Genomic DNA, 16,001 nt, shown 5'->3' with positions numbered 1-16,001 from the left:
TTACAATGCTTAAATTTGTTATAATATTAAGAATATATCAAAAAAAAGCAAATATTTTTAATATTTCTCTATTAAATCGATAAAAATTAAGAATCTGTTAATAAATTCCTAATACCACTTCCTTCTAAATAGGCCTAAAAGTGCTTGTGGGTCTACTGTAAATTTAAACCTTATTTTTTGATCGTAATGTGGTTGAGCAATTTCCCATCCTAAATTGGAATATACAGGGAAAAATACTTCAAAATAATCTGGTACTAAGTTTAATCGTATTCCGGAGTCATAAACGACTTCAGCATCAGAGTATTTGTTTTTTACAAGACCAAGGTCTCCATAGGCTTCAATATATTTCCAAATGCTTGTACTGGTATTTATAGTTGTCATCCATTGGTTGGCAAAAGCAGGTCTTAACTTTGATTTAAATCCACCTTCGGCAATGATAATTTGTTGACTAAAAATACCAGAAGCTTCAGAGCGTCCTAAATAATCGTAATCAAATAAATAATCAGTAGGTCTGTCTAATGCAAAACTAAAGTAGTTGTTATTGGCATCGGTTTTATTGTATAAAAATGTACCAGCAAAAAACCTAAAGTTAAATTGTCTGTTATTTTCAGAAAGCTTACGATACTCGTAGTTTACAGCTATTTTACCAAATTTATTGGCTATTTGAAAGTCTGTATAAATTTTATAAAAATCAACCAAACCAGGATTAGAGTTTATATATCTAATATTGAAAACACCATAATCTGGTTCTTCAGTCAATACAAGATTGTTGTCTTCTTGCTTTCTTGAAATATCCAAATACCTTAAGTTAATGTAGTTAGACTTGTTAGACCTAAAGTTTTTGTCATCTCTAAAATAAAATGAAAGTGTAGGCGATACTATGGTTACAAAAGCATTTTCAGCAAAAGATGAATAACTAGCGGTTAAACCGTAGGTAATATTGTAAAGGTCGTTGTTTTCAATATTGTGAGTAAACAAAACAGTTGAAGATCCTGTTAAGGTCTTAGAGTTTGTTGAGTATTGTGGAGAAAACTTGTAGTTTAATTTTTTACGCAACAATGTTTTATTATAGATTTTTGCTCCTAAATTTAAACCATCGTAAATATTTTTATACTCTACAATTGGCATTAAAAATACTTGGTTGTAATGAGGATCTTCAATATCCTTAAATAATCGGAATTGAAATGGTTTATTGTTGAAGAAAAAACCTTTTAAGGATTTTTGGTTATCTCTTAGGTTTATTTCTGGTATTGCATTGTCGTAATTTAAAACCAGCTTATTAGCGTCATTTCTTGGTATGGTTAACGTTTTACTTCCATTAACATTTTCTATCCAAGTTTTAGAAAGTATTGAATCGTTATTTAAAGTAAATAACGACACAGGCATTGCATTTTTACGCTTGTTTTTTATAGTAAATGTTATTGAATCTTCGGTTTTTGAAACATTTTTAATTTTAAAATCAATCTTTTTTCTTGTTGTTAGATAATCATCAAAAAACCAATCGATATCTTTTGAGGTGTTTTGTTTTAAAAGTGATTCAAATGCTTTAGAAGAAGTTGGTTGTAGCCTAGTTTCTTTTAAAAATTGAACGATAGTCTGCTCAAGTATATTTCCATTAATAAAATCGTCTAAGTATTTTAAACCCAAACCTGCTTTATACTTACTTGCAATATTAGCATTGAACTTTAATAAAGAATCTTTAGACATTGCCAAAGGTTGATCTCTGTTAGTACGAGCCATTTGCATAAAAAACAACAGGTATTGGTCGTTGAATTTTAAATCGGCAGCATGAAAAGATCTTACTCCCCAAACATCAGCTAATGTTCCTAGAAGCTTCATGTCTGGATAATGTTCTTCAATATATTTCATTAGAAAATAAACCTGAAAACTATCTTTTAGCCAATAGTCTTTACGAGGATTTATCAATAATGTATTTTCAAGATATTTGTTGAGAGCTGTTCTTAAAAGCTTCAGTTCGTATTGAAAATTATCAGGAAAAGGCCTAATAAAACTTGGTAACTGGTTAAGGCCATACAAAGGGTCTTTTTTATACTCAATTTCGGTTAACAGCATTCTTTCATGTGGATACTTTCCTAAGTTGTCATCAATAAAACTAAGTACTTTATCAGTTATAATAGCTCTTTCATGTGCTTCTAAGTTTTCTTCTTTTAAATTAGTAATAACAGTTACATTATCGGTTTTTACATATTTAAAATCAGGAAATCGAGCTAGAGATAAAAAAGAATTAATACGATCTTTTCCATTTATAATAGTAATTAATGTACTATCAGTTTGGTTAAGCGCAAGCGTGTTTAACTCTGTCATGAGCGCATAGTTTCTTGGGTGCTCAATTTCAAACGTTAAGTCGGTTTTTGGTAGGTATAAATCGTCAAGATTTTTATTGCTGTAGTAATGCCATTCACCATCATAAATAGCAGGTGTTACATACCAATACTTTAAATTGAAATCTTTGGTTTCGGTTATTCCATAACTGGTAAAAGTATCATTAGGAACAACTAAGTTGTAATTTAAAAGAATATTGTACGATTCTCCTGGAGGAATAGCGTTGTTAAGTGTGATTTCAATAACATCAGGATGGTTTTTTAAACGAGTAAACTCTAAATCGTCACCTTCATTTTCTTTAACCGATGTAATAGTTGTGTAGCCTCTTTCATCACTTTTAGCAAAATGGAATTTGTTATTAAATTCTTCAGTAAAACGTTTTGCTAACGGACTAGTTTTAACGGAGTAGGCGTTGTTCCAATCGTTTAAATATATGGTCTTTAAAGTGTCTTTTGAGGTGTTTTGATAGGAAATATATTGCTTTATATGCAGGGTTTTATTAGGAATGTCAAACTTTGCATTTAGCTCAATTTTATTTTGAGCCCATGTACAAAGGTTTACTAATAAAAGTAGATATATAGTTATTGCTGATTTCAATTCGCTACCACAAACTTTAAAGGGTTACTGTTAAATTGGGACAAGGTAATATAGTATAAACCATTTGATAGATTTGAAATATCTTCCCTAATATATATCGAATTTTTTAAAGGAATGGTTTTTACCAATTGACCAATACCATTATAAATAGTTATAGTCGTTTTAAAAAGCGCTTCAGAACGGATCTCTAATTCTAAAAAAGAAGTATTCAAAATATTTGAACCAACAAAGCGTATTGGTTGTTTTAACTCAGGACTGTGAGTGTTTAAAACCTCAGTAGTTTGTAATTGTAAAGTCACTGGTAAGTGATCGCTAAAATAGTACAGAGCATTTCTAATATTAAAATCAAAATCGGTTCCTGAGCAATTGGTTGAATTTATTTCTTGATTATGACAAGAGGTGTTAGCGTTATTACCAAATACTTTATAAGAATCGTTTACATAAAAAATATCAGTATTGGTAAGCATGTTTTCTGAAGCTAAAATAAAATCAAATCTGTCGTCAAAACCACCTGTAGTTCCTCCTAAACCAGTTTGCGTTCTGGTTGATTGAGTAAAAACGTCAACGTAGCTACTGTTGTTGTGCCAACTTCCAATTCTGTTAGCAGGATCAACAAATGTAATGTTGTTTGAAGTGTCAATTAGTTCTTGAAAAGCAGGTTCGGAATGGGTGTAAACATTTAAGTCGCCTCCCAAAATAACGTTGCTGTTTGCAGGAAAAGTGGCCAAGTAATCTATTAAATCTTGAACCATTTGAAGTCGTAATGCTTGATTGTCTGTTCCGCTAGAAGCTTTTAAATGACAAACAATAACATCAATATAAATAGGATTTGTGCTTTGATTTACAGTGTTTAACTTTAATCTGTAATGATTAAAATCCCTATAAATAGTAATCACTTCATTCTGACTTTCTAAAATAAATTTTGAAGTGTCAAAATAGATAAGGTTTTGTAGGTCATTTTGATTACCAAGATTGTCATCAGAATTATTAAGAACAAAAGCAGCTCTATTATAATTAGGATTTATGCTTTGCATCATAGCTAATATGTCATTAGCTCCATTTTCATTATTGAGTTCACAAACCATAAATAAGTCTGGTCGGTAATCATCAACAATGGTGTTAAGGTATTGCAACCTATTTTCTACATTGTTCTCTAGAGGATAGTTTAAAAGATTATAGAACATAACATTGAAGGTCTCTTGCGAGAAGAGACCATAAATATTAAGCATACAAGCTAGTACAAGCAATGCTATGTTCTTCTTTTTCATAACTATATTTTGGAAAGCAATTTTCTCTTAGAAGTTAGGACTCAAGTTGAATTCTTTGTAGAATGCATCAAGAATTTCTAAAACTTCATCAGCAGTATCCACCAAATGAATTAAATCTAAGTCTTTAGGGCTAATATTATTGTGAGTTTCTAAAAGTGTTGCTTTAACCCAATCCATCAATCCGCTCCAAAATTCTGTTCCTACAAGTATAATAGGGAATTTTTCAATTTTATTGGTTTGAATTAAGGTAATCGCTTCAAACAACTCGTCTAAAGTTCCGAAACCACCAGGCATTACAACAAAACCTTGAGAGTATTTTACAAACATTACTTTTCTTACAAAGAAATAGTCAAAATCTAAACTCTTGTCAGAATCAATATAAGGGTTGTCATGTTGTTCAAACGGCAACTCAATGTTAAGTCCTACCGATGTTCCTCCAGCAATGTGAGCTCCTTTGTTTCCAGCTTCCATAATACCAGGTCCACCACCAGTAATTACACCATAACCATGGTCTACAATTTTACTAGCAACTTCTTCAGCTAGTTTGTAGTATTTGTGGTCTGGTTTTGTTCTTGCTGAACCAAAAATTGAAACACAAGGTCCAATTCTGCTTAATTTTTCATAACCATTAACAAACTCTCCCATGATTTTAAAAATTGCCCAAGAGTCGTTTGTTTTTATTTCATTCCATCTTTTGTGATGTTGTTCGTTTCTCATAGTGTAAATCTTATTTTTGTAACATGCTAATTTAGTTCTTTTTTAAGGAATTGCGCAGTGTAACTTTTTTTGTGTTTTATTATTTCTTCTGGAGTGCCTTCAGCAACAATTTGTCCGCCACCTTTTCCGCCTTCGTAACCTACATCAATAATATGATCCATCATTTTTATAACATCCATATTGTGCTCAATGATAAGTACAGTATTTCCTTTGTTGGCTAATTTATTAAGTACTTGCATAAGTACACGAATGTCTTCAAAATGTAAGCCTGTTGTAGGTTCGTCAAGAATGTAAAAGGTGTTTCCTGTATCTCGCTTGCTAAGTTCAGTAGCTAGTTTAATACGTTGTGCTTCACCACCTGAAAGCGTTGTACTTTGTTGACCCAATGTAATGTATCCTAAACCAACGTCTTTTATGGTTTTTAGTTTTTTATGGATTTTTGGAATGTGCTCAAAAAAGTCTACAGCTTCGCTAATAGTCATGTTGAGTACATCGCTAATGCTTTTACCTTTATATCTAATTTCGAGGGTTTCACGATTAAAGCGTTTGCCTTGACAGGTTTCGCACTCTACATAAACGTCTGGAAGGAAATTCATTTCAATAACACGTAAACCACCACCTTGACAAGTTTCACAACGACCTCCTTTTACGTTAAAGCTAAAACGACCAGGTTTGTAACCTCTAATCATAGCTTCAGGTATTTTAGCAAAAAGGCTTCGTATTTCGCTAAATGTACCAGTGTAAGTTGCAGGATTGCTACGAGGTGTTCTACCAATAGGTGATTGGTTAATGTCTATAACTTTATCAATATGCTCCAAACCTTTAATGCTCTTGTAAGGCATTGGTTTTTTTACGCCATTAAAGTAGTGCGCATTCATTATTGGATATAAGGTTTCATTGATAAGTGTTGATTTTCCACTTCCTGAAACACCAGTAACTCCAATCATTTTTCCTAATGGAATAGTCACTGAAACATTTTTTAAGTTGTTACCAGTACAACCTTTTAGTTCAATGAATTTTCCATTGCCTTCACGACGTTCTTTTGGTACTTCAATAGCTTTACTACCATTAAGATAATCGACAGTTAGTGTATGATGTGTTTTTAATTCATCAGGTGTACCAATACTTATAATTTCGCCACCATATTTTCCTGCTTTTGGTCCAATATCAATAACATAATCGGCACGTTCAATCATGTCTTTATCATGTTCAACAACAATTACCGAGTTGCCAATATCTCTCAACGACACTAACGAGTTGATAAGTTTTTCGTTGTCGCGTTGATGCAAGCCTATACTAGGTTCGTCTAAAATATAAAGTACACCAACCAGTTGCGACCCAATTTGAGTGGCAAGCCTAATACGTTGTGCTTCTCCACCAGAAAGCGATTTTGAGCTTCGGTTAAGCGATAAGTAATCAAGTCCTACATCTAACAAAAACTGTAATCGTGTTGAAATTTCTTTTAGTATTTCTTCAGAAATTTTAAACTGTTTTTCTGATAGATGTTTAGGTAATTCTTTAAACCAATCTACCAAATCAACAATGTCTTTGTTTGCTAATTCAGAAATATTAAGACCATTAACTTTAAAGTATAAAGATTCTTTTCTAAGTCTAGAGCCTTCACATTCGCTACATTTTACTTTATCCATGTAGTCTTTTGCCCAACGTTTTAAAGATGTTGATTCTGCATTGTTGTATTGGCTTTCAATAAAATTAGCAACACCTTCAAACTCGATTTTATAATCTCTGGTAACACCAAGTGTTTTACTTTCTACCGAAAACTTTTCATTTCCACCATAGAGAATCATTTGTTTAGCGTCTTCAGGAATACTTTTGTAAGGATCGGATAAGCTAAAGCCATAGCGATGCGCAATGGTTTCTAACTGTTTAAAAATCCATGAGTTCTTTTGTGGTCCATGAGGTGCAAGTGCTCCTGCTTTTATAGATAAACTGTCGTCTGGTATAATTTTACGTTCGTTGATTTGATAAAGTCTACCAATACCATTACACTTTGGACAAGCACCTTTAGGTGAATTGAATGAAAAGTTATTAGGTTCTGGGTTTGGGTAAGAAATACCAGAAGAAGGACACATTAGGTTTCTACTAAAATAACGTGCCTCGTTAGTGTCTTGGTCTAACACCATAAGCACATCGTCTCCATGATACATGGCTGTGTTTATGGTTTCTGTTAAGCGCTTATCGTTATCGGCAGAATTATCAATTTTAAGTCGGTCAATTACAATTTCTATATCATGCGTTTTGTAACGGTCTAACTTCATACCTTTTACAAGGTCTTTTATTTCGCCATCAGTACGCACTTTTACAAAACCTTGTTTTGCAATTTGCTCAAAGAGTTCGCGATAGTGACCTTTACGAGATCTAATAACAGGCGCAAGAATATTTATACGTTTGCCATTAAAAGACTCTACAATAAGTGTTTTAATTTGCTCATCGTTGTAGCTCACCATTTTTTCGCCAGTGTTGTAACTATAGGCATCACTTGCACGAGCAAAAAGAAGCCTGAGGAAATCATATATTTCGGTAATAGTACCTACTGTAGAACGAGGCGACTTACTAGTTGTTTTTTGTTCTATAGCAATTACAGGAGATAGTCCATCAATTTTATCGACATCAGGACGCTCCAATCCACCTAAAAACTGACGCGCATAAGCCGAAAAGGTTTCAATATAACGACGCTGTCCTTCGGCATAAATAGTATCGAATGCTAAAGAAGACTTACCACTACCTGAAAGACCTGTGATAACCACAAGCTTTTCGCGAGGTATTGTAACGTCTATGTTTTTGAGGTTATGGACTCTTGCGCCTTGAACCTCTATATGTTCTTCAAATTGACTCATAGAATTGCAAAGTTGCAAAGGTACAGATTTAGTAATACAAAACGAAGTGAAGCTGTTTTAGAGTTTTGTTAAAAAGATATTACTGAGCGTATTAGTTTTTGCTGAATTTTAAAATATAGGTTGTCATAAAGTAATGTGGAAAAAAGTACAATGTTATGATGCTAAAAGGCATAAAAGTGTATATTAGTGAGTGTAAATTTTGATTTGTGAAAATGAAAAACAAAAACGTAGCATTTGTTCTGTTAAGCATGCTTATGTATTTAGGATGCAATTCAAAACCAGAAAAAAAGAAAATAGAAGATACTAGTAATACAATAGTAGTATTAACAACTAATTATGGCGAAATAACCTTAGAGCTTTTTAACGACACTCCTAAGCACAGAGATAATTTTATAAAACTGATAAATGAGCATGCTTATGACAGCTTGTTGTTTCATCGTGTCATTAAAGACTTTGTCATACAAGGAGGAGATCCTGATAGTAAAAATGCACCAATAGGAAAGTTTTTAGGCGAAGGTGATTTAGATTATACTGTACCAGCTGAATTTAGACCAAATTTATTTCATAAAAGAGGTGCCTTGGCTACTGCAAGAGAAGAAAATTTAACAAGAGCATCAAGCGCTATGCAATTTTTTATAGTTGATGGTAAAGTGTATAACGATAGCTTGCTGGATGTTGCTCAACAACGCATTAACACTATGACTGCGCGTTTTCATGTAATTAAAAGTAAAGCGCATAAACCTTTGTTTGAAGCATTAAAGATAGCAAGTGAAGGTAATGATGAGCAGCTCGCAACTAAGCTTAATGATAGTATACAACAATTAGCTGAAACTTATACTGATTTTGAAGCCTACACTATTCCTGAAGCACATAGAGCAGTCTATAAATCTATAGGAGGTATTCCGCATTTAGATCAAAATTATACTGTTTTTGGCGAAGTAATTGACGGTATGAATGTAGTAGATTCAATTGTAAATTTGCCAACCGATGAAAATGACAGACCTTTGGAAAATGTAATAATTCTTAGTACAGAACTAAAAAACTGATTGACTGATACAACTTTATGAATATAACAATTGAAAATATACTTTTAATAGGTTCGTTATTGCTTTTTGTGAGTATTGTTGTGGGTAAAACTTCCTATAAATTTGGAGTGCCAACATTACTACTTTTCTTAGTGATTGGGATGTTAGCAGGTTCTGATGGTATTGTGGGGATTTATTTTGACGACCCTAAGCTAGCGCAGTTTATAGGTATTGTATCACTTAATTTTATTTTGTTTTCAGGTGGTCTCGATACCAGTTGGAAATCGGTTAAACCTGTATTAAGAGAAGGTTTAATGTTGTCTACTTTAGGAGTATTGCTTACAGCTACTTCGCTAGGTGTTTTTGTTTGGATGGTTACCGATTTTACGATTTATGAAAGTTTATTGTTAGGTTCTATTGTGTCGTCAACTGATGCTGCTGCTGTATTTTCAATTTTACGTTCTAAAAATCTTTCGTTACGCACTAATCTTCGCCCTACACTAGAGCTTGAAAGCGGAAGTAACGACCCAATGGCTTATGTGTTAACTATTGCATTTTTAACGTTGGTAGTAAATCAAGACCAAAGTGCGTGGTCAATCATCCCTTTATTTTTACAGCAAATGGTTATAGGCTGTATAGCAGGTTTTGGATTTGGTAAATTGAGTAAGTTTACTATAAATACTATTAAACTAGGCTTTGAAGGGTTGTACCCAGTTTTAGCAATAGCACTAATGTTTATTACATTTTCAGCAACCGATTTTATAGGAGGTAATGGCTTTCTTGCTATTTACATTTGTGCTGTTTACTTAGGAAATCAAGACTTAATTCATAAATCTACAATTTTAAAGATGTTTGATGGGTTGGCTTGGTTAATGCAAATTGTTTTATTCCTTACCTTAGGCTTATTAGTATTTCCTTCTCAAATTGTTCCTTATATAGGTATCGGACTACTTATTTCTTTGTTTCTTATTGTTGTTGCTAGACCTATAGGTGTTTTTATTAGTTTGATGTTTTTTAAAATGAAACTAAGAAGGCGTGCTTACATCTCTTGGGTTGGATTGCGAGGAGCTGTACCTATTGTATTTGCTACATATCCTTTGCTAGCAGGAATTGATAAAGCAAACATGATGTTTAGTATTGTATTTTTTATTTCGGTAACATCGGTTTTAATACAAGGTACAACACTTTCGATTTTTGCTAATTGGTTAAAAGTGGCTTTACCAGAAGAAACTAAAAAAATAACTGAGGTTGATAGGCTTATACTAGATTTGCCTAAATCGTCATTTCAAGAGTTTGTGATTTCACCTCATTCTTATGCAGCTAATAAACGAATAGTTGATGTTAAGTTTCCTAAATCGGCATTTATAGTAATGATAAAAAGAGGTAAAGAATATATTAGACCTGGAGGCTCCACGGAATTGTTAGAAAATGATGTGTTAATGGTGATTGCAGATACTCAAGATGATTTTATAGAAGTGAATAGCTGTATTAACGGGTAGTTTTTTGCAATAGCAATGTCAATTATGAAACAGTGTTTTGTGTGATAAATTGAGGAGTTGATTTTTAGTATTCGTATAAAAAATAACTACTTTTAACTCTGCGAATGTATTTTAGTTTGTCTTAATACATCCAAAAATTTTAATTTTAAATAACAAGCATTTTACTTAAACATAAAACTTATAATTTATGCAATTACTAGGAATAGGTTCTAGAATAAACCACAACGAGTACGGAAAAGGTGTAGTGACTAATGTTACATCAAAACACTATTGGGTAACTTTTATTGAAAACGGATTAGAAACTATTGATATCGATAGCGATTTTGAAGTTATAGAACTTTGTGAAGACGATGTTGATACTATTAGTTTTTGTGAAGTTGAAAGTAGCTTGGTACAAATTTTAAAACGTTGGAGTGATGTAAGTGAAGTAGTGCCAATTGCTGATAAATGGAAAGGCGGTAAACTTGTTATGGAACCTGGAGATACAAGTTTACAAGGAAAAGAGTTACCAATAGATACTTTTTTTCATAAGATAACAATGGTGCGTGATAGATTACGTGTTATGGAACAAAAAATTAACTCCAGTAAAAATCTTGATGAGCAAGAAAAAATAGACTTACAACAATACATCACCAGGAGTTACGGTAGTTTAACAACCTTTAATGTGCTTTTTAAATTAAAATCGCAACAGTTTATTGGTCAAAAAGGAGGTTAATTAATTACTAAGATTCTTTTTTGAATGCTTTTTTGATAAGGTAAATACTGATAGCAATTGGTATAACAACGCATATAACTACTGATGAGGTGGTGTAATTGCTTCCTACTGCATTAAAACTTCTTAAAAAGTCTGCAGATGCATCAAACAACTGATTTGAAAATTCTGAAAAACTTTTAACGCTTAATAGTGTAATTACTACAATGAGTGTAAATGCAATTTTTAAGTAATGACGTTTTATAATCTTGTCAATAAGTATGCACCAAAACAAAGGAATAATAATATACCAAATAATAATGTTTACCTCTTTGTAGCTAAATCCTGTGAGGTTTGAGATAAAAATAAGAACATCATAAACCAGATTGAATATTTTCTTTAGCATTTACTTAGTGCCTTTAACATCTTGGAGTTCCATCCCAAAAAACATAAACTTGTGAAAGGTTGGTAGCTTTGCACCACTTTCGGTAGTTGTCCAGTCTTTCCAAGAGAGCTCTACACCATCAAAAGGGAGTTTGTCATTCCACATTTTAAAACTGGTAGGCATTCCGTTTGTGTCTAGTTGCCATAAATAAGTATCATCAGGTTGGTAGTTTACAAGTAATTCTTGTTTTCCGTTTACATTAACTACACTACGCGTAACACCTTCATCAAAGACTCTGTATGGTGCAACCAACCAAAATGAGTCTTCACTAAAATATGTATGGGCTTCAGCAATCAAGTTTTTAGCTTGTTCGCCTTCAACTTTAAAATTATGAACGTAAGCTTTACTGCTGTTTAGCTCATTAAGTTTTAAATCAACTTTGTATTCTTCCCAATAAACAGTACAAGAATGTTCGCTCTTTTTCCATTTGTAATGCCTACGTTTTTTATAGGTCCATTCAATATACTTCGTGTTTTTATAAGCTTCATAATCAAGAGCAGTTAGCATTTTTTTTGCTAAAGCGTCAGCTTGCTCATTTTGTACACCAACAGGAAGGTCTTCATCATATTTAAAATGCAGATATCCAAAAAGCAAAAGGCTAGGTAGAGTAATAAAAATGATTACTCCAGCAACTATTTTTAATATCTTTTTAGATGACATATATTAATTTTTGAAAGGTTAAGTTAAGCGATTTTTTTAATTGCTATTCAATTGTACGTTGACTATTAAATTATTTCGATTAAAAGCCATTAGCAGTATCATCTCCTCGATGATCAGCACCAGCTTCTAAGGTGCCATCATCTAATACTAAAATAGCATCTACTCTTGCGGTAATAGGAGGTGCTTCTTCATTGATAGGATAACCGTTTTTTTGAAGTTGTTGTTTAAGTTCATCAGGAAAACGGTTAACTTCCATTCTAATTTCATCAGGTAACCATTGATGGTGAAAACGAGGAGCATCTACAGCTTGTTGCATTGTCATACCAAATTCCTCAACATTAAGTATAGTTTGCAATACTGATGTAATAATGGTCGATCCTCCTGGAGTTCCAAGTACCATGTGTAATTCGCCTTCTTTTTCAACAATTGTAGGTGTCATAGCGCTTAACATGCGTTTTTGTGGTGCAATACTATTGGCTTCAGCACCAATGAGGCCATACACATTAGGAACTCCTGGTTTGCTGCTAAAGTCGTCCATTTCGTTATTAAGAAAAAAACCTAGTTCATCAACATACAGTTTTGAACCATAAGCACCATTGAGTGTTGTTGTAACAGATACAGCATTCCCAAATTGATCTACAATAGAGTAGTGCGTGGTTTGGTCACTTTCATAACCTGGAATTATTCCGTAAGATAGAGAATCGGAAATGGTAGGATTTTTAAAAGAAAAATCACTCATGCGCTCCTGTAAGTATACATCACTCAACAAATGATTGGTTGGAATATCTACAAAATCAGGATCGCCTAAATAAAAACTACGGTCAGCATAAGCACGACGTTCTGCTTCGACAATTACTTTAATAGCTTTTAACGAATTATGTCCATGCTGTTGAATGTCGAAAGGCTCAATCATTTTCATAATTTGCGCTAGACAAATACCACCACTGGAAGGTGGAGACATAGAGACTACTTTAATGTCTTTGTAATTAAAAGTAATTGGATCTCGCCATTTAGCTTCATAGAGTTCTAAATCTTCAAGTGTTATAACCCCACCTTTTTGACTTAAAAAATCAACTAAGTTTTGCGCTGTTTCACCTTTATAAAACTCTTCTTTTCCTTTGCTGGCTATACGTTTTAAAGTTTCAGCAAGTTTAAGGTTTTTGATGGTGTCGTTAGCTTTAGTGTGTTTTGAAAACAGTATTTCTTTTTCATTAACAGCTTTAAAAATACTGTCATATTCTGTAAAGCGTTGCTGTTGTTTTTCAGTAATAACAAAACCATTGTTTGCTAAGTCAATTACAGGTTGAAGGATTTCAGCAACAGGTAAAGAGCCAAATTTATCGTGAGCCGCAAAAATACCAGCTACAGTACCAGGAACTCCAACCGCAAAAGCACCAACTGTACTTTTGTCTTTTATAACATTACCTTCTTCATCAAGATACATGTTTTTTGTTGCTGCTAAAGGAGCTTTTTCTCTATAATCCAAAGCGCCAAAAGTGCCATCGTTGAGTCTGTAAACCATAAATCCGCCACCACCAAGGTTGCCTGCATAAGGGTAAGTTACAGCCAAAGCCATTTCAGTAGCCATCATAGCATCAAATGCATTACCTCCTTTTTTTAAAATATCTGTTCCTATTTTTGAAGCTTCAGCTCTTGCAGAAACTACCATAGCTTTTGAAGTGATTAAACCTCTTTGCGTTTTGGGTTGGGTTTGTTTCTTAGAGTTTTCGTTACAAGAAATTAAAGTGATACAGAAGAGTGAGAACAGAATGAGTTTTTTCATTTATGCTGAAATGTTTTTGTTATGTCTATTCGTTTTTGTTTGGTAAAGGCTCTTAATTCTTCAAAAAAAGAAGTGAATTCATTTTCAAACTCAGCGTAGTATTGCTTAAGTTCGTTAGTAGCAGTGTTCATACCAGAAATGTTTTTAGTACGACGGTTCATACCATCCAAAACGCGTTGAATACCTTCAATTTTAGCATAACTTAACAACCAGTTGTCAGCTATCATGTGTGGTAACATTCGTTGTGTACGATTGGGAAGCATTTCAAAATTAGCTTCTAACGAATCATAAAACTGTTCAACATAAACTTCTAAAGGAACATTGGAATAGTCTTTCCAGTTTTTTGCCAAAAAATGATCGTACAAAATATCAACTATTACACCACTGTAATGACTGTAGTTTTTATGCAAGCGTTTTGTGCTCTGTCTTACAATAGGATGTGCGTCAGTATATGTGTCAATTTCGCGATGTAGTAGAATGCCTATTTGAACATCAATTGGGAATTTTTTATACGATTTTCCTCTAATACCATCAGCAATAAAATTACCAATAGTTACAAATTCGTTGTCTCCAGAAAGGTATATATGAGCTAGAAAATTCATAGGTCGAATTTACGAATTACGATTTTAGGTTTACGGTTTTGAAATGGTATATTTGCTAAAAATAAGAATAAATTCATGACACTTATAAAATCTATTTCAGGAATACGAGGTACAATTGGCGGACAAGTTGGTGAAAACTTAACACCTATTGACGCTGTAAAATTTGCTTCGGCTTATGGTACGTGGTTAAAACAACAACGCCAAAAAGAAAATTACAGAGTAGTAGTTGGTAGAGATGCTAGAATTTCTGGTGAAATGATACAAAACTTAGTAATGAACACTTTGGTAGGTTTAGGAATTCATGTTATAGATTTAGGCTTGTCCACAACACCAACGGTTGAGGTTGCTGTACCTATGGAGCATGCTGATGGAGGCATCATTTTAACCGCAAGTCATAATCCAAAACAATGGAATGCCTTAAAGTTGTTGAATGCTAAGGGTGAATTTTTGAATGGTGCGGAAGGTGCTAAGATTTTAGAAATTGCTGAAAATGATAGCATGACTTTTTCTGATGTTGATAGTTTAGGAAAAATCACAAAAAACCAAGCATATATTGATATGCACATTGATGAGGTTTTAAATTTACCTTTGGTAGATAAAAAAGCCATTGAATCGGCTAACTTTAAAGTGGTAGTTGATGGTGTAAATTCTACAGGAGGTATTGCAATTCCGTTATTGTTAGATCGATTGGGAGTGCATACCGTAAAACTATATTGCGAACCTAACGGACAGTTTCCGCATAATCCAGAACCTTTAAAAGAGCATTTAACCGACTTATCAGAAGCTGTTGTAAAAGAACGTGCAGATTTAGGAATAGTGGTAGATCCTGATGTTGACCGTTTAGCCTTTATGGATGAAAATGGCGACATGTTTGGAGAAGAATACACCCTTGTAGCTTGTGCAGATTATGTGTTGAGTAAAACTCCAGGGAATACTGTGAGCAATATGAGTTCTACAAGAGCATTGCGTGACGTTACAGAAAAGCATGGAGGAACTTATGAAGCTAGTGCAGTAGGAGAGGTGAACGTTGTGGAGCTTATGAAAAAAAATAATGCCATTATAGGTGGAGAAGGTAATGGAGGAATCATTTATCCTGAGTTACATTATGGTCGTGATGCTTTAGTTGGGATTGCGTTGTTTTTAAGCTTGTTGGCACAAAAGAAAAAGATGCGAGTAAGTGAGTTAAAGGCAACTTATCCTTTGTATTATATGAGCAAAAAGAAAATAGAATTAACACCAGAATTGGATGTTGACGGTATTTTAAAGCAAATGGAAGCTAAGTATAGCCATGAAAAACTTACCACTATTGATGGTGTAAAAATTGATTTCAGTAATAGTTGGGTGCATTTAAGAAAGAGTAATACTGAGCCTATTATTAGAATTTATACTGAAGCACCTTCTCAAGAAGAAGCTGATACTTTAGCAGATAAAATCATTTCAGAAATTAAAGCTATTAGTAATTAGTAAAAAAAACTTCCGTAGAAAAATTAGTAACTTTATCTTTTAAATCACA

At 33.2% G+C, this 16,001-nt stretch carries 12 protein-coding genes; 4 read left to right on the top strand and 8 right to left on the bottom strand.

Going from position 1 to position 16,001, the window contains the following annotated elements:
* Positions 1-108: 108 nt before the first annotated feature.
* The 4 genes from ACQ0RB_RS06025 to uvrA are packed head-to-tail and all read right to left on the bottom strand — an operon-like array spanning position 109 to position 7,783.
* Positions 109-2,940 carry a metalloprotease gene (locus ACQ0RB_RS06025; RefSeq protein WP_430497218.1) on the bottom strand — a complete coding sequence of 944 codons (2,832 nt, stop codon included), beginning with the start codon at positions 2,938-2,940 and terminating at the stop codon, positions 109-111.
* Positions 2,937-4,208 carry a hypothetical protein gene (locus ACQ0RB_RS06020; protein ID WP_430497216.1) on the bottom strand — a complete coding sequence of 424 codons (1,272 nt, stop codon included), beginning with the start codon at positions 4,206-4,208 and terminating at the stop codon, positions 2,937-2,939. Before ACQ0RB_RS06020 ends, ACQ0RB_RS06025 begins: the two co-directional genes overlap by 4 nt.
* Positions 4,209-4,235: 27 nt before the next feature.
* On the bottom strand, positions 4,236-4,925 hold the full coding sequence (locus tag ACQ0RB_RS06015; protein WP_129760586.1) for a TIGR00730 family Rossman fold protein: 690 nt from the start codon (positions 4,923-4,925) through the stop codon (positions 4,236-4,238).
* 26 nt (positions 4,926-4,951) lie between these two features.
* The gene (gene uvrA, locus ACQ0RB_RS06010) at positions 4,952-7,783 is read right to left on the bottom strand and encodes an excinuclease ABC subunit UvrA (RefSeq protein ID WP_430497214.1); all 2,832 of its coding nucleotides are present in this window, start codon (positions 7,781-7,783) and stop codon (positions 4,952-4,954) included.
* Positions 7,784-7,995: 212 nt separating this feature from the next.
* Here uvrA and ACQ0RB_RS06005 point away from each other — a divergent pair, with 212 nt between their 5' ends.
* From ACQ0RB_RS06005 to ACQ0RB_RS05995, 3 genes are all read left to right on the top strand, one after another.
* Positions 7,996-8,829 (top strand): peptidylprolyl isomerase, encoded by an 834-nt coding sequence (locus tag ACQ0RB_RS06005; protein ID WP_430497212.1) that lies wholly within the window; start codon positions 7,996-7,998, stop codon positions 8,827-8,829.
* A 17-nt stretch (positions 8,830-8,846) separates the two neighbouring features.
* On the top strand, positions 8,847-10,307 hold the full coding sequence (locus ACQ0RB_RS06000) for a potassium/proton antiporter (RefSeq protein WP_430497210.1): 1,461 nt from the start codon (positions 8,847-8,849) through the stop codon (positions 10,305-10,307).
* 187 nt (positions 10,308-10,494) lie between these two features.
* Positions 10,495-11,022 (top strand): hypothetical protein, encoded by a 528-nt coding sequence (locus tag ACQ0RB_RS05995; RefSeq protein WP_430497208.1) that lies wholly within the window; start codon positions 10,495-10,497, stop codon positions 11,020-11,022.
* Positions 11,023-11,029: 7 nt separating this feature from the next.
* Here ACQ0RB_RS05995 and ACQ0RB_RS05990 read toward each other — a convergent pair whose 3' ends face one another.
* The 4 genes from ACQ0RB_RS05990 to ACQ0RB_RS05975 form a co-directional block, all read right to left on the bottom strand.
* Positions 11,030-11,404 carry a hypothetical protein gene (locus ACQ0RB_RS05990; protein ID WP_343797242.1) on the bottom strand — a complete coding sequence of 125 codons (375 nt, stop codon included), beginning with the start codon at positions 11,402-11,404 and terminating at the stop codon, positions 11,030-11,032.
* The gene (locus ACQ0RB_RS05985) at positions 11,405-12,103 is read right to left on the bottom strand and encodes a hypothetical protein (RefSeq protein WP_430497206.1); all 699 of its coding nucleotides are present in this window, start codon (positions 12,101-12,103) and stop codon (positions 11,405-11,407) included. It abuts the gene before it with no gap.
* A gap of 79 nt (positions 12,104-12,182) precedes the next feature.
* Positions 12,183-13,886 (bottom strand): gamma-glutamyltransferase, encoded by a 1,704-nt coding sequence (gene ggt, locus ACQ0RB_RS05980; RefSeq protein ID WP_430497204.1) that lies wholly within the window; start codon positions 13,884-13,886, stop codon positions 12,183-12,185.
* On the bottom strand, positions 13,883-14,488 hold the full coding sequence (locus ACQ0RB_RS05975; RefSeq protein ID WP_430497202.1) for an ACP phosphodiesterase: 606 nt from the start codon (positions 14,486-14,488) through the stop codon (positions 13,883-13,885). Before ACQ0RB_RS05975 ends, ggt begins: the two co-directional genes overlap by 4 nt.
* Positions 14,489-14,563: 75 nt before the next feature.
* Here ACQ0RB_RS05975 and glmM point away from each other — a divergent pair, with 75 nt between their 5' ends.
* Positions 14,564-15,952, top strand: a complete 1,389-nt coding sequence (gene glmM / locus ACQ0RB_RS05970; RefSeq protein WP_131507539.1) for a phosphoglucosamine mutase — start codon at positions 14,564-14,566, stop codon at positions 15,950-15,952.
* The last annotated feature ends 49 nt before the right edge of the window (positions 15,953-16,001 follow it).

Source organism: Gaetbulibacter sp. PBL-D1, assembly GCF_050509525.1.
GTDB classification, from domain to species: Bacteria; Bacteroidota; Bacteroidia; order Flavobacteriales; family Flavobacteriaceae; genus Gaetbulibacter_B; species Gaetbulibacter_B jejuensis.
This window is presented reverse-complemented; position numbering and strand designations above follow the sequence as displayed.

Excerpts from the sequence above, each read along its gene's own strand:
- ACQ0RB_RS05975 (WP_430497202.1), bottom strand. The coding sequence starts at position 14,488 with ATGAATTTTCTAGCTCATATATACCTTTCTGGAGACAACGAATTTGTA.
- uvrA (WP_430497214.1), bottom strand. The coding sequence starts at position 7,783 with ATGAGTCAATTTGAAGAACATATAGAGGTTCAAGGCGCAAGAGTCCAT.
- ACQ0RB_RS06005 (WP_430497212.1), top strand. The coding sequence starts at position 7,996 with ATGAAAAACAAAAACGTAGCATTTGTTCTGTTAAGCATGCTTATGTAT.
- ggt (WP_430497204.1), bottom strand. The coding sequence starts at position 13,886 with ATGAAAAAACTCATTCTGTTCTCACTCTTCTGTATCACTTTAATTTCT.
- glmM (WP_131507539.1), top strand. The coding sequence starts at position 14,564 with ATGACACTTATAAAATCTATTTCAGGAATACGAGGTACAATTGGCGGA.
- ACQ0RB_RS05995 (WP_430497208.1), top strand. The coding sequence starts at position 10,495 with ATGCAATTACTAGGAATAGGTTCTAGAATAAACCACAACGAGTACGGA.
- ACQ0RB_RS06020 (WP_430497216.1), bottom strand. The coding sequence starts at position 4,208 with ATGAAAAAGAAGAACATAGCATTGCTTGTACTAGCTTGTATGCTTAAT.
- ACQ0RB_RS06015 (WP_129760586.1), bottom strand. The coding sequence starts at position 4,925 with ATGAGAAACGAACAACATCACAAAAGATGGAATGAAATAAAAACAAAC.
- ACQ0RB_RS05990 (WP_343797242.1), bottom strand. The coding sequence starts at position 11,404 with ATGCTAAAGAAAATATTCAATCTGGTTTATGATGTTCTTATTTTTATC.
- ACQ0RB_RS06000 (WP_430497210.1), top strand. The coding sequence starts at position 8,847 with ATGAATATAACAATTGAAAATATACTTTTAATAGGTTCGTTATTGCTT.
- ACQ0RB_RS05985 (WP_430497206.1), bottom strand. The coding sequence starts at position 12,103 with ATGTCATCTAAAAAGATATTAAAAATAGTTGCTGGAGTAATCATTTTT.